Genomic DNA, 13958 nt, shown 5'->3' with positions numbered 1-13958 from the left:
CACCAACGGTGCGTCATGGCCGACGCGGCCCTTTGCTGATCGGTACAGTGCCTTTGCAGTTCGGGTAGTGGGAGCATGACCAAAACGGTCCTGATTTTCCCTTCCGCCTAAGCATTGAGGCGTTGCAAATGGGGCAGTGCGGTCCGGCTTCGACCGGTACCGACAAGGTGAGCGCTCCGGAGTGCTCGACCAACTGCGTAATCCAGTTCGCCTGCTTGGCGACGAATGCATCCAAGGACAGCCGTCCCGCTTCGATTTCATCCAGAGCCTGCTCCCAGATCGCTGTCATACCCGGATCCGCGACTGCAGCGGGTACCGCCTCGATCAGGGTATGGGCCGCTGCGGAGGCCATCAAAGCTCGTTTTTTCTTCAACAAATAACCGCGATCAATCAACCCCTTAATGATACCGGCACGTGTGGCTTCCGTGCCGATACCGGTGGTATCCCGAAGTTTCTGTTTAAGGCGCGGGTCGTTGACCAGCTTGGCGACGTTTTTCATCGCCTTGATCAGATCGCCCTCGGTGAGCGGTTTGGGCGCAGTGGTGCGCATGGACTTGAGTTCGACGTCGTCCACTGCGCACTGTGTACCCTGTTGTAGGTCAGGCAATACCTGGGTCTTTTGACCGGGTTCATCGTCTTCGGCGTTGTCGGAGAGCAAGCCTTTCCAGCCTTGGAAGAGGATCTGTTTGCCAACAGCGGTTAACCGTTCTTCGCCACACTCCAGTTCAACCTGAGTTCGATCAAATTCGTGAGGCGGCAGAAACTGCGCGAGGTAGTAGCTACGAATCAGTTCGTAGACTTGGCGTTCTTGTTCAGACATTCGCCCAAGGCTCGCCGGCTCGGTGGTGGGGATAATGGCGTGGTGCGCGGTGATCTTGGCATCGTTCCATGCTCGTGAGCGCAATGATCGATCGACGCTTCCGAGCGTGGGGCGTAACGCGGGATCCATTTTGAGCAGGGCAGCGAATACCGCGGCGACCTCGTTGAACATGCTCTCTTGCAAATAGCGGCAATCACTGCGCGGATAGCTGGTGGCTTTGTGAGTTTCATATAAGGCTTGGGCGATGTTCAGGGTTTCCTGAGCGCCGAGTCCCAACTTGCATGAACAAACTTCTTGCAGTGTGCTCAGGTCGAAGGGCAGGGGTGGCGCTTCACGCAAATGCTCAGTCTGCAGCGAGACTACGGTGGCGGTCTTGCTGCTAAAAATCGCTTGGACGGTCTGGCTGGCAAGCGCCTGCTGCAGGCAGCGACCGGCTTCGTCACGTCCTGAGCTGGGCGGTATCCACGACGCGATAAAGGGTTGCCCCATTGAAGACAGGTGCACATCCACCACCCAATACGGCACAGAAACGAAGCTGGCAATCGCGCGGTCTCGTTCAACCACTAAGCGCAAAGTGGGCGTTTGGACGCGTCCAACCGACAGTACGCCATCATAGCCCGCCCGCCGTCCTAGGAGGGTAAACAAACGACTGAGGTTCATACCAATCAGCCAATCGGCGCGGCTGCGGGCGAGGGCTGAGTGATAGAGCGGGAAGGTCTCCTGACTAGACTTCAGCGAGGACAGTGCTTTGCGAATCGACGCCTCGTTGAGTGCGGATAACCACAGGCGCTCAACAGAGCCACGATAGTTGCAGAGCTCTAGTAACTCGCGGGCAATCATCTCACCTTCGCGATCGGCGTCGGTGGCGATGACGACGGTGGTAGATTGGCTGAGCAGCTGTTTGATGACTTTGAACTGCGCGACAGTCTTGGGTTTGACCTCAACCCTCCACCGCGCGGGAATGATCGGTAGATGATCCAACGACCAGGTTTTGTACTGATCGCCATAGGCTTCAGGTGGGGCCGTTTCCAGCAGGTGACCGATACACCAGGTGACGGTTGTCTCACGTCCTATCAAGCAACCATCGCCACGTCGGCTGGCTCCGAGGACCTTGGCGATGTCACGACCTTGGGAGGGTTTCTCGCAGAGAAAGAGACGCATAGAACTGCTCCGGGTTGAGTTCCGAGCAGCGTTGTGGGAAACAGCAGTGGCGAGCTATTAGAAACCCGAATGGCGGGTTCCTCATATTAGTTGGAGAGGGCAGTCTTGATTGGGATGAGGCCACTACCTTGTAGTCACGTGGACGACAGTGCTTCACGAGCAGCGAGTAATAACAGGCCAGGAACTTCGCGCAAAGGCGCAATTTTTATGCCTCAAGTCAGTCATGCCGATGGTGGCTACCCTTTGCGCTTTTTGGAATTCGACGCAGGCGAGTTGGCCTGGTCTGTAGCCTGCCCGACGGGAGCCGCAGCCGAGGCTGATTCACTTGAGCGCTCCCGCATGGCCACGTTCTGCACGCGATGAGGCAGGATCCCGACTCGACGCGCCTCGATCTTGAAGGTCACCCGCGCATTGTCTTCACTGTCCTCCCACTCATCGCGCACGGTGCGGCCCTCTACCAACACGCGCATGCCTTTCTGGTACAGCGTGCTCCAGTGTTCAGCCTCGCGGTGCCACAGCTCGACCGGCGCCCAATAGCCGCCTCGATCTTCGTAGCTGCCATCGCGTGGCACGGGGTTGTCGAAGTACACATTCAGGCGCAGCAGACGCCGTGGCTCGTCATTGCCTGACGGGAATTCCTGGAACTCTGGCGCACTGCCGATGTTGCCTTCGCCGACGAAAAAAGTACTCATCGTGAGATCTCCGCTGCTGGTGCGGACTGGCGCAGCAGCCGTTCGGCGCTGGCCATTTTGATCGCGCAGGTTGAAGCCTGACGGGAGAGCGAATGCACCACGCTCATCTGCAAGTTCAGTGCAATGCGTTCGCATTCGAAACGGTGCAATCCCTCGCGTACGGCTTGAGGCAAAGCCTTGTTGGAGACTTGGCGTTCCCAGACCGCAACGCCCATACGGGCGAAGTCGCGGGTGCGCCATCGCAAAAAGGTGCTGGTCGCACTGGTGTTCTGAAGCACCAATCGAATATCCAGCAACGAGTAAGGCGTTTGTCCGGCCTGCTGCGCCACAGCCTCCATCAGGCGGCATAACTGCGCCTCGGTTTCCCTCGCCACCTGCGCCAGGTAGTCCAGTTCCCCCTTACCCTTAAAAGTTTTTAAAAGGCCTTTTAGGGAGGCAGCGTGTTCGAGCTGTCGATAGGCATCCGGTGTGAGTGTTTCGAGGGGCATTGGTTGAGTCGGGATTAGGGGCCTCATACTTCGTCCTCCGGCTCATCGACTGTCGCAGACGGTTCTACTGCTTCCTCTGCCAACGCGTCAGCGCCATCCACTGCCACAGCACCACGACGAATGATGGGTGGTGAGAACTGGGAGCGGCGATGCCCTTCAAGGATGTCCGTAGGGGGCAAACCCATTCTCTCGATTGCCGCCAGAGCACGAGCGTTGTTCGCTGCCATGTCATCACGGGTGACGCCAGCATGCCGATAGCGCTGGGCCTGGCCGAACAGGCTACGCAGCAAATGGGCACCGTCGTCGATCCAGGCTTCCATGTCTCGGCGACCGATCAAGGCGGTGTGATGGGCCAACAGGGTATGCCGCACCAAGGTGTCGTAGTCAGTCAGCAGGTAGACGGCGAGGAAGCCCAGCTGGCTGCCGATGTACAATGGCAAAGTAACGGGATGGATGTTGAGATTGTCGCTCATGTCTATCTGCGTCGGCAGGTCCTGCCTGATCCGGTCCAGCTGCTGAGTCAGTTCCAGCATCCCAGCTTTGGCCTGTATTAGTTTTTCTTCGAGCTGCACGATCGCCCAGTCGGCATAAGGATCGTCCTGCGCTGCGGCTTGTTTGATCAGATTAGTGACGCTGATGTAGCCCGCCATGCCCATGATCGAGTGGACTCCTTCGCGTGCGGTTCGACCTTGCCAGATTCGGGCGGCGTGGTGGGTATGCAGTGTCAGGGTGATGCTGCTGCGTAATGAGCCCAGGTTGAGCTGATAGTGATCGGCCACGGTGTCGTCCTCGCATAGGCTTGGACGGGAACGTTGCGACAGATGAAGGTCAAGGACAGCCGAAAAGTTGAATGCGGTGTGTTCGGTTTGGTTCGAGACGGTTGATTTTCGACACGCTCGACAGTGATGCCAGTGGCATCAAATCTACTGACGTCCAGGGCGTTTGCTACGCAGCTGGCGCAGTTCATCCAGGCACGCCTGGGCGAGGGCAGAGGCGGGTTCGCCCTTTTTCCTAGGTGGGCGTGAAGGGGTGGGTAGCGATTCTGCCATGGGTAACGATTCAGCCTGACCTGCCCAAGGGTGGAAATTGCCTTTGAGCGCCCGCTGGATCAGGCCCATCAGATACGCCGCGGGTTTGCGGACGCGTCCTGCCGCACAGCGTGCGCCCGCTTCGTTGAGCACCGCCTGCCGATCTGCTGGTTTAAGCTTGTTCAGCGCTACGGTGACGGCTTGCCGCTCGCTCGGACTCAGGTGCAGCGGATCAGGCCAGTGCAGGTTATCCACCGCCTGGGTCGCGCGCGGTACCGTACATATACTTTCTTTTAATACAGTACAGGCAGCGTTCGGATTCCGAACGGTGCCGGAAACATGGGCGTTCAGACCCGGTTCGGATTCCGAACTAGGCCCCGCACGATTCCGAACGCGGTGGGCGCCACCCAGTTCGGAATCGTGTAACGCTTCATCGGTTGCGAGATCCAATCCTTGCTGCGTCCAATGGTCGCCCCAACTGTCGAGCCGGGTGGGGAGTCGACCCAAATCGATATCGGTGTCCTGACGAACGTCTTCCAAAACATGCCGAGCGACAATTCGCACCGCCTTGGTCGCGTGAGAGAGGGCATGTCCGACCAGCTCCAGATAATCCTGATCCAGCTCCATGGCTTCGGCGGGCGTTAACGGTTCATCGTGCAGGACGTACAGAGAACCTTGCAGGCGCCCGCTGAGATGATCGCGGCCACGACTCACCAAACTGAGCCAGCGCGTCAGCCTGAGCATCGTCAAGACGCGAGCGATGGTTTCACGGGAGGCTGACGCACCGTAGGGTACGCTCGACAGGTAAGGTTGCAGATCTTCATAGCGCGGTGTGACCACACCCTGGCCTTGCAGCATGAGTCGAAATACTTGCCATGCATTACGCTCCAATGGCGTAAGCCGACAATCCAGCAGCAAGCGACGCGGCACGACTTCGTGTGATTGGCCACTGAACAAAAAGCCAGCCTGAAGAGCCTGGTTGGAGGGCGGTTCCGTGGTAGGGCGCGCGGGCCAGCGTTCACTCAGCTGCTGGGTGCATTGCTGCAGGACACGTTGCCAGCGACCGGACGGGGCAGTGTTCATGCTCTCTTGCTGTAATGGTCGATTTGCTGCCAAACGATGGTCAAGCTGATCTGTTGCTCCTCTGCCAACATCATCATGGCGTCGAGCTGATCCTCAGCACCGTCCTCAGCGCGTAGCTGGCACCAACGCTGCCAAAGCGCATGTTCCTGCGCTTCGCTCAAGTTCTGAGGGCGGCCTTTACGGGTTTCTATCTTGAGCAGTCGTCGGCGCAGGGCGGTTTCCGAATGCGCCAAGCCGAAGTACTGATACATGATGGTACTGCTAGCGCCGAGCTTGAGGGCTCGGTTGATCAAGCGCTCGTTCTGTTCGTCGCGTTCGGCCTGGTCGATCAACCGATGCAGCACCGGCGAATCAATCTTGACCTCAACCCAGGGTACGGTGGCATGGGCCAGACGTGACAGTGTGGTGGGCGGTAAGGATTGCAACAGGTAGATGTCGTCTTCACCCAGTCCGAGTGCTTTGCAGCGTTGCAAGTTACCCAGGCGCAACTCATGAAGGACCTGGGTCAGCATGGCCTGGTTGAGCACATTGAAGGACAGGTTCATGGCAGCTCCCTTGGTGAATCGTCTTCATGGGTAAGCGTTAAGTCGATCAGGCGCCGGGCTAAGCGAATGAGGCGATACAGTTTGATTAGCAGATAGTTGGGCAGTCGTTCCAGTCCTACGTCCACGACGGGACGGTCTGTCAGCGGGAGTTGATAGACCCCCAATAGCAGTTGCCCGAACAGGGCTGAGGGCAATTGCTTGCGATCCTCCCAGTTCACTTCGTCTTGGGCACGCAGCAGGGCCAATAGCAATAGGTGAACGCCGGCCGCACGAGGCGCAGCAAGATTAAGTTGCTCGATGTTCAGGGCAAAGCCCAGACCATTTTTCTGGTCGATGATGCTCTCGGGATGTCCGGCATATGCCGCCATTTCCCGAGCCAGGCCGGCAATGGCTGAACGCAGTTGTTCGGGGGTATCCAGTGCTGGTGCGATGATCCAAATGTCGTCGATCGGGCAGGTTGCGACGATCTGTGTTGGTTCGGCGGCAGTGGCGCGACCAATCTGTTCGCGGATCTGCTGGACACGTGACGGAGGGCTGACTGCTGATGCGACATTCGTTTCGGGCAGCGTGAGCTGCTCCTCTCGCTCTGTTTCGGCCGGGGTCTTGGTTTCAGCTGATTTGGAATGCGGCTCGGAGGGGGGAGGCTCGGCCGCGGGCTCATTGACGCTCGGCAGAGGGTTGCTCTCCGGGGGCGTGACGACAATGTCGGGCGCCCGGATAATCCGGTGGGTATCGCCCAGCTCAAGGGCCAACATGCGGTAGGACTGGCCGAGTAAGCGGCTCATGCGTTCGAGCAGTTCATCCTGGATTTGCTCAAGGTTGAAGGACTCTGGGTCGGCATCAAATTGCCCTAAGGTGTCGAGCCAAAACTCGGTGAACGCAATGGCGTCGTTCGGATAACGATTCCAGGTTCGTTCAGCCTGGCTACGTAGACCAATCAGGCGTTCAATTTTTGGTTTCCCCAACCCTGCATATAGGGTTTGTGGAATGGCGGGTAGTAAATGTTCGAGGGTGTCCAGCATCCGACTGATGTGCGACTGCGAAACGGGGTAGCCCCCAGCGGTAAGACGTCGTGCCAGCTCTCGTTGCGAGAGTGTTGCTCCATCAGGGGCGAGCATGGTCTTGAGTTTGGCTACAGCCAGAGCACGTTCGATGAAGGTGAGTTGGCCGTGCAGATCGCTCTCAGCGAGATGGCCGAGCAGGGCGCTGATTTCATCGGTCCAGGGTCGGAACAGGCAATGAATGCGAAAGAAGCGCTCATCGTGCGTTTCCTGCCATAGCTCGCCGAGAATCGCCAATCGCGTATTACCGCCGTTGCGGATGATGAAATAGGTTTCACCCGGGCGACGGGTAATCGGCGGCGGTTGATCCAGCCCGCGTTCACGGATCGAGGCTTTTATATCCTCATAAAGTGGATTGCGGATGAAGCGTGGGTTGTGTTCGTAGGGCCGCAGTTGCTCCAGCGTGACCAGCATGGGGGTGTCGATGACCGGATCGGACAGTCCCTCCAATTCTGGACCCCGAGAAAAATGGTCCTGGTGCAATTTGTCGGTGATCTCCTCTTGACTGAGCTTCTTCATTGTAAAAGCCTCAGTTAACGCCGGTTACGCGAATGGTCACCGAGTTCGAATTTAACGATCTCGGCAGCGCCCGAACCTTCGAAATGTCGGGCCAGTTCTGCGAGAAACCAACCCATAGCCGAGTGTCCACCCTGCAAGCGAAAGACCACGGTGCAGTACTCCTCGCTAGGTGGACGGCGGGGGTGAATGGATGGTTGAACGATGATCGGAAGCTGGTCCAACATCAAAAAACTCCTTGCCAAACGCTGTTGGCATCAAGGTCGATAAAATACCGTGGCGAGAAATGCCAGCCGGTGTTTCGCCTCACTGCACCTCCACGCACCTGCTCACCATACAAATCGCGTCGCCCCATTCCGGAAACAACTCGGTAGCGATTGCTTGCATGGTTTTCAGCGCAGATGGCGAGCGTCCACCACCTGAGCAGCGCGTATCGATTCGGTGAACCGGTACACCAAGGGACGCGGCATTGAGGTACGCCACTCGGTCTGGAACTATGGTGTCTAGAACGGAGATACTGGTATTCCCAGCGAAGCTCTCACGCAGGCCTCGGCTGATCATTTGTGTGTCTACACGTACGCTATTGACCTGGTTCAGCAACAGTCGTAACGGCGGCGGCGCAATGCCCAAGTGACGGAATGGTTCGAGGTCGTTGAGCAGCTTCAAGGTGCCGCGATGCAGTTCGCGGGCGGCGAGCATTTCCGGCGTAATGGGAGAAAGGGCGAGATCGGAGGCCAGGATGGCCATTTCCAGCAGCACGCTACGTGCACCTTGGGTGTCGATCAACAGGAGGTCATAACTGGGGCGGAAATGGTCGAGCACATTGCGCAGTCGTAATCGCCCGTCAGGGGCGTGCAGCAACAAAGTGGTCAGTCGACCTTGATCGTCGTTGGAGAGGATCAGGTCGAGACCGATGACCATCGTTGTGGAAATTATCTGCGCATGATCTGTCTGGTTGAGCGCGATGAGTTCGTACGCACCGGCGATAGCCTCGTGGTTCAAGGCGTAATAGCTGGAGAGGGTGGGTTGGCTATCCAGATCGAGCAGCAGGACGCGTAGGCCAGCATCAGCCAACAGACCGCCGAGATTGGCAGCTAGTGTGGTTTTGCCTACCCCACCTTTGGTGGACACCACCGATACCACGCGCATGGCATCAGACCTGCTGCGCCAAACGCTCAGTGATCCACTGTTCGATCTCCAGCGAGTCCCAGCCGACGGCACGCAATCCAATGCGTTTAGCTTGGGGGAATTTACCTTCCTTCATCAAGTTGTAGATGTGCGCACGCTTGAAGCCGGTTTTCCGCTCCACTTCGTCACGCCGCATGATGTGGCGTTCGAGATGTGGTTGAGGTTGTTCAGCGGCGGGTGAGGATTGGCTATACATGCTGGTCACTCCTGGCGTTGATCGGCGCGTAGTGGGAAGTGACCTGAATTGAATAGCAGAAATGGCAGAGAGTCATTGCACTGCAATCAGAGGGGTTGCAGTGCAATGACTCTCACTGTGTATTTAAGCTACGCTTTGCCGCAGCAAATTTTTCGTCCAAGGTGCGTTTGGTTATGCCGGGGACGTTTTCATAGTGGGCGAGCAACGCTGCGACGATCGAGGCTTGGCTGTTAAAAACTGAGAAAGGTTTTCCTGAGGGGGATCGCTCGAGCATCAAACCTATCAAAGCACCTATGATACGCAGGAATGTGAATTCGCTGCGCCGGCTTACCGTTCCCCTAGATTGGAGAAGTTGTTTCAACTCGTCTCGTTCAAGTCCAATGGATTGGAGGTTTGACAAGAGCTCTTGGTAGTCGGCCTCTACCTTATTTAGTCGTAGTTGAAGGGCTTCTCTGTCTGCTTGCAAAGCCAGAAACGAATCGATCCTGACAAGTCGCTTAGATTCACTGTGCTCAAACAAAAATCGAGGTCTTTGATTAGGATAATAACGTTTCATCCAATATCTGAGATCGGTATGTCTGATCGTCATTAGGGAGCATTCGACCGGCGTTCCCATCGGAACGGGAATCCCTAGTTGCCCATACGGTAATTCTCTGCATTGAATGGCGTCCACGATTCTTTCAAGGTTGGAATGTAGGCATGGCCATTGTGGAAATAGCTTGGCTAGTTTGAAAGGTGAATCTTCGTTAGCTGCGAGAATCTGTGCTTCAAACTGAGTAAGCTCGCACCAAAGCAGGGCTGCCTCAATGGGCTTGTAAAAAATTTTAGCGCGCGGATCAGAATGACGTCCGTTCATCTTAAGTTTCTTCCCTTAAGCCTATTGTTAGCGGATTCGCTGATTTAAACCTTATCTTTCTTAAAGCCTTATTAGAGCGTTCTACAAGTCGGAGCTCAACGATCCCGAAACCGCTCGGTTGGCGCCCTTGGACTAGGGGCGCATGGATATCATCGACAAAGGATTGTGTGCAAGAGGAAATCAGTAAAATTTATATAGGCATTAATTATTAGCAAGCATTCAGTTATGCATTTCCTGTTACCCTTGCTAGGAGATTCTGACGAGAAGCAGAATGGAGCGTTGGCAAAGCCTGCAAACGCTTCCCGCGGCTGGTAGATGTTGATAGTTGCAAGGCCGACGCCGTAGGTCCCTGTACATTTCACGTTTAGGATTCAATCCGGTCGTAATGTTACATAGCTACTTTCCATCATTGAGTAATTATGCAATGTGTCATTGCGCGCTTTGACGTCTCCCTCCCCGCAGCGCCAAAACAGGCGGCGGAGAATGTCATTTTCCAGAGTCTTGGTCAGAGAACCTGGGCTTGAGAGCGCCGATGGCATGCAGGAAGATCAGACCGAGTAGGAGCTAGGCAAGCATTTTGTGTAACCACTGTATTATCGGAAGCTGCACCTGGGACGCACGGGCGTCACGCCGATCTTAGATGACAAACAGCGGATCCTTGGCAGGATGGGCCTAGTTGGGCGCAGCGATCGGTTCCGCGCGTTCCAGCAGAGCTACCTGTGTAACTTGATTGCCGGCTCGGCGGCCGAGTTGTTGGCGCGTCTGGCCTCGCAGAGAAGCTGATAACCGCGGCATTCTACACACGGAATTGATCCATCAGTTTCATCTGATTGTTAGCCCTTGCATTGAGCTGGTTGCTGATCTGGGCCGATTAGGCGGCCCGTTTAGTCTTCCTTTCGCTCCGACCGCGAATGGTCGAGACGTTGCGATTGATCTCCTCGGCTACCGCGCTTTGTTCCTCTGCCGCACCGGCGATCTGCAGGTTCATATCACTGAATACGGTCACTGCATCGCTGATCCGGCCGAGCGCCGCCACCGCCTGATGGATCTGCCTGGCGTTGCCCTGGGCCTGTGTCTCGCTTGAGCGCATGGTCGCCAGCACGCCACGAATATGGGTGTGGGTGTCCTCGATCACCTGACGGATCTCCTCGGCCGAACCATGGGTTCTCTTGGCAAGATTGCTTACGTCAAACGCAACCCCCTCAAAACCCCGACCGCGTTCCTCCGGCCCCCGCCGCTTCGATCGCGGCATTGAGTGCCAACAGATTGGTTCGCTAGGCGATGCTTCGGATCACCTCCAGCACCGAACCGATCTACTCGCTATTGGCCGCTAAGGCTTCGACCTCTTTACGGCGTTGCTGACCTAATTGGCCAAGGCATTAATGTTTCGGGTGCTGCGCTCGATGATGGTGATGCCGTTCCTGGATGCCTGATCGGCCTCCCAAGCCGCCTGGGCTGCGCTTGGTGCGCTGTTTGGGACTTTGTGGGCAGTGGACCGCAGCGCCCAGTACACCATCCAGACTTTGTAGAGCATCGCCTGCAACTGCCGGTGGTTATCCTGTTCGCGGCCACCCACAGTTACGCGATTCTGCACGACGAATGGCGCCGCTTCGGCATGACGAACCGACCCGCAGGCGCTCTTCCTGACCGTGCTGGAATCGCCTGGCGCGTCGATGATATTACTGCGATCAGATGTACGTGCTGATGCCGTTCCGCTTGGAGACCCTTCAGCAGGTGTTTGCTTAGACGCTTTTGGAGCTAACAAGTCGGCTCAAGCAAATTGAGTACTTATTCTACGCAGTACTTCACGGTGTCCACGGTTGCCACTGGGTTGATCAGCCCCTGAGAGCATGGACCGACTGATGCGCTATCAGCTGCGAGCAAAAAGAGTGTTATAAGTCGGATGGTAACATTATCAGGTGATACATATTGTAACGTACAGACACACCAATAATGCGCGCAGATGAGGCAGATAACGTATTGTTTATACTAGGAAAAAAATTCTACGGATATTTTTTTATGAAATTACTTGACATGATTCTACGTTAGAAATAGTTTTAAATGATCTTATTAATCCTGGTTGCCTAGTACCAAGCTTCGGAGTCGGGGGGATCGGGAGCAACCAGCTGGTGGTAGCCGGGTGCGGTCACAATTGTCTGCAAGGACTTAATGCTTATACCAATGAGTGTGGAGGTGATGGCCTATCTCGGGATTTGGGTCGAAAGCGTAGTGTCTGTTCTTATGCAATAACTGGCAACTTAGCCAGAGCATCCTTGCGCATCAAGTAAACCTTTATTATAAAAATAATAGTGAGGAATGTCATGTCATACAATAAATACGCTAATATTAATCGCACACGATTTTTTGGAGGTGTATGTGCGATCTTTATGACCTCGTCGAGTTTTGCTTTAAATCTATTTGATGATGGGAACACCCGGGTGGATGCTAAGCTTGAAATCTGGATGGGTGCTATGCATAGTCAGCAAAGTTACATGCAGTCGGGCACTCTTACCGAGGGAAGTCGTGAATGGATGGAAGGTTATACCGAGTACGGCCTCAGTGGTATTCAAAAGCTTGCTGAAGAAGGTTCATCCTTATATGGGGCAATGTCTGGATTGACTAGCGGAACTTTTGGGGATGGGGATCCTGCTGGATTTACGAATGGCACGGAGCGTAAGTCGGACTGGGAGGAGCTTTATCTTGGATGGCGTTCGGGAGATTTTTTTCCGGGGTTGGGGGTCGACGGATTGGATATCTCTTTTGGCAGCCAGAAAATAATAGTGGGCGATGGTTTCGTTATAGCCGGTGATCAGCTGAACTTTGGACATGAAATCCTAGATGGGCAACTGAATCGCGGAGGCGGGTATTATATGGGGGTGCGTAGGTCGTTTGATCGGACGGGAATCATCCGCATAGGGGGGAGCGAAGGATGGCGCGGCGATCTCATGTGGCTGGCGTCTGACAACCCCGCTCAGGCCAAGCCTGAGATGGCGGTTGCAACACTTGAGCATGTCTCACCTAAAGGGACGGTTGGATTAACTTACATTGATATAGTGGACATCGATGATAAACTTTCTTTTTTGTACCCAGATAGAAAGGGAACTAAGGTTTACAGTGTTCGTGGGCAAGGCAATGCCGGGATTGACAGCTTATCGTTGGCGGGGCATTACGTTTTGCAGAATAAAGAGCATGGGGCCTCTGAGAGTGCTTGGTATTTAGAAGCGGGATGGACACTAGCTTCTTTTCCTTGGGCTCCCACTCTTAGCTACCGCTACAGCTATTTCTCTGATAAGTATGACCATTTGTTTTATGGCTACGTTCATGGGCCAGGGACGTGGTTTCTCGGTGAGGTTTCGGGAAATTTTGCCGGGCCCTTTAATACTAATAGCCGAGTCAATCAACTGTCTATTACTGCCAATCCAGGTGAGAGGCTAAGTGTTGGTGCGGTTTTTTACAAGCATGCGCCTGTAGATACATCACTTGGTGATTTGGGGGGGAAGGAAATGGATATCTACGCGTTATGGAGGGTAACCGACTACGCGACCATAATTCCGTTAGTGGGTATCTACGATCCGGACGCGTCGTACAGCGAAGGCGGAAGCCAGATTGGAAATGATAAATATAATCTGTACACGGCTCTCGTTCTCGGATTTAGCTTTTAATTCGTGAGCGCTTGGTCAGTATGGAGTAAGAGCACGCAGTGGGACTAGACCTCGCCTCCGTGAGGTCTGTTTAATTATTCTGGAGCGAGGTGCTACGAGGCTAATAAGAGATGTGTTTTATCATGTCTTCGAGCCTGCTCTTCTTCTAGTTTGATATTTTGTGTTGCATTGGGGGGGCTTCTCTTAACATAGCTGTTGTTTGAGGGGGCAGAACAATTACAAGGTTTTGTTTGGAATCGTAGTTTTCACCAAGTTAGATTTGATTGGATGAGTGCTGAGAAAGAGTAGTACATCTATCTATTGTTCGCATTTAAAAGCGGGTCCCAACTAAGTTACGAATCGGTACATGAATCTCGATCAAGCGTGCAGCGTCATGTCTCGCGATAGGACGCGCTCGCGCTGTTACTCCATTTTGCCTGAATTGGCTTCTCGGCTTGAGTGACTTGATAAGCCCTCGCCCTTAATGAGGTTTCCCGATATGTACTCTTTGAGATCTGAGGAACCTCAGGCATTTCCAAGAGATCGAGTTGGAGCTTGCGATGGTAGGGCAGGCTCCAAAGCAGCCCATCAAGCGAATCAAGGCAAGATATTCACATGAATGCTCACATAAAAACTCATTTGTAAATAGAATTTCTGCTGATTTGTTGGGCAATTTGACCTTG

The 13958-nt window shown here is 54.8% G+C and carries 13 protein-coding genes and 1 pseudogene; 1 reads left to right on the top strand and 13 read right to left on the bottom strand.

The window, feature by feature from the left end; all coding sequences use genetic code 11:
• Positions 1-13: 13 nt before the first annotated feature.
• The 13 genes and pseudogenes from J3P89_RS16455 to J3P89_RS16395 all read right to left on the bottom strand — a co-directional run bounded on the left by J3P89_RS16455 (position 14) and on the right by J3P89_RS16395 (position 11228).
• Positions 14-1981, bottom strand: coding sequence for a DNA topoisomerase III (locus J3P89_RS16455; protein WP_434694930.1), 1968 nt, complete (start codon positions 1979-1981; stop codon positions 14-16).
• Between the two features lie 236 nt (positions 1982-2217).
• Entirely contained in the window at positions 2218-2673 is a 456-nt protein-coding gene (locus J3P89_RS16450; protein ID WP_434694929.1) for a single-stranded DNA-binding protein, read from the bottom strand.
• Entirely contained in the window at positions 2670-3188 is a 519-nt protein-coding gene (locus J3P89_RS16445; protein ID WP_434694928.1) for a DUF3158 family protein, read from the bottom strand. Before J3P89_RS16445 ends, J3P89_RS16450 begins: the two co-directional genes overlap by 4 nt.
• Positions 3185-3940 (bottom strand): PFL_4669 family integrating conjugative element protein, encoded by a 756-nt coding sequence (locus tag J3P89_RS16440; protein WP_434694927.1) that lies wholly within the window; start codon positions 3938-3940, stop codon positions 3185-3187. The genes J3P89_RS16445 and J3P89_RS16440 overlap by 4 nt, the downstream gene beginning before the upstream one ends.
• 144 nt (positions 3941-4084) lie before the next feature.
• The gene (locus J3P89_RS16435; protein ID WP_434694925.1) at positions 4085-5272 is read right to left on the bottom strand and encodes an STY4528 family pathogenicity island replication protein; all 1188 of its coding nucleotides are present in this window, start codon (positions 5270-5272) and stop codon (positions 4085-4087) included.
• A complete protein-coding gene (locus J3P89_RS16430; RefSeq protein WP_434694924.1) occupies positions 5269-5817 on the bottom strand; it encodes a DUF2857 domain-containing protein in 549 nt (182 codons plus the stop codon). Before J3P89_RS16430 ends, J3P89_RS16435 begins: the two co-directional genes overlap by 4 nt.
• Positions 5814-7397, bottom strand: coding sequence for a ParB family protein (locus J3P89_RS16425; RefSeq protein ID WP_434694923.1), 1584 nt, complete (start codon positions 7395-7397; stop codon positions 5814-5816). Before J3P89_RS16425 ends, J3P89_RS16430 begins: the two co-directional genes overlap by 4 nt.
• A 14-nt stretch (positions 7398-7411) precedes the next feature.
• Positions 7412-7621: a hypothetical protein gene (locus J3P89_RS16420; protein WP_434694922.1), complete on the bottom strand. Its 210-nt coding sequence runs from the start codon at positions 7619-7621 to the stop codon at positions 7412-7414.
• A 79-nt stretch (positions 7622-7700) separates the two neighbouring features.
• Positions 7701-8543 carry a ParA family protein gene (locus tag J3P89_RS16415; RefSeq protein ID WP_434694921.1) on the bottom strand — a complete coding sequence of 281 codons (843 nt, stop codon included), beginning with the start codon at positions 8541-8543 and terminating at the stop codon, positions 7701-7703.
• A 4-nt stretch (positions 8544-8547) separates the two neighbouring features.
• A complete protein-coding gene (locus J3P89_RS16410) occupies positions 8548-8778 on the bottom strand; it encodes an AlpA family transcriptional regulator (RefSeq protein ID WP_434694920.1) in 231 nt (76 codons plus the stop codon).
• A gap of 112 nt (positions 8779-8890) precedes the next feature.
• Entirely contained in the window at positions 8891-9634 is a 744-nt protein-coding gene (locus J3P89_RS16405) for a hypothetical protein (protein ID WP_434694919.1), read from the bottom strand.
• A gap of 796 nt (positions 9635-10430) precedes the next feature.
• Positions 10431-10938 (bottom strand): annotated as a pseudogene (locus J3P89_RS16400) (methyl-accepting chemotaxis protein); the annotation flags it as partial.
• Positions 10939-10997: 59 nt separating this feature from the next.
• A complete protein-coding gene (locus tag J3P89_RS16395; RefSeq protein WP_434694918.1) occupies positions 10998-11228 on the bottom strand; it encodes a hypothetical protein in 231 nt (76 codons plus the stop codon).
• Positions 11229-11955: 727 nt separating this feature from the next.
• On the opposite strand from J3P89_RS16395, the gene J3P89_RS16390 reads away from it, so the two are divergent.
• Positions 11956-13296 (top strand): hypothetical protein, encoded by a 1341-nt coding sequence (locus tag J3P89_RS16390; RefSeq protein ID WP_434694916.1) that lies wholly within the window; start codon positions 11956-11958, stop codon positions 13294-13296.
• Positions 13297-13958: the final 662 nt, after the last annotated feature.

This window comes from Pseudomonas sp. Z1-14 (assembly GCF_051132005.1).
In the GTDB taxonomy this organism is placed as follows: domain Bacteria; phylum Pseudomonadota; class Gammaproteobacteria; order Pseudomonadales; family Pseudomonadaceae; genus Aquipseudomonas.
This window is presented reverse-complemented; position numbering and strand designations above follow the sequence as displayed.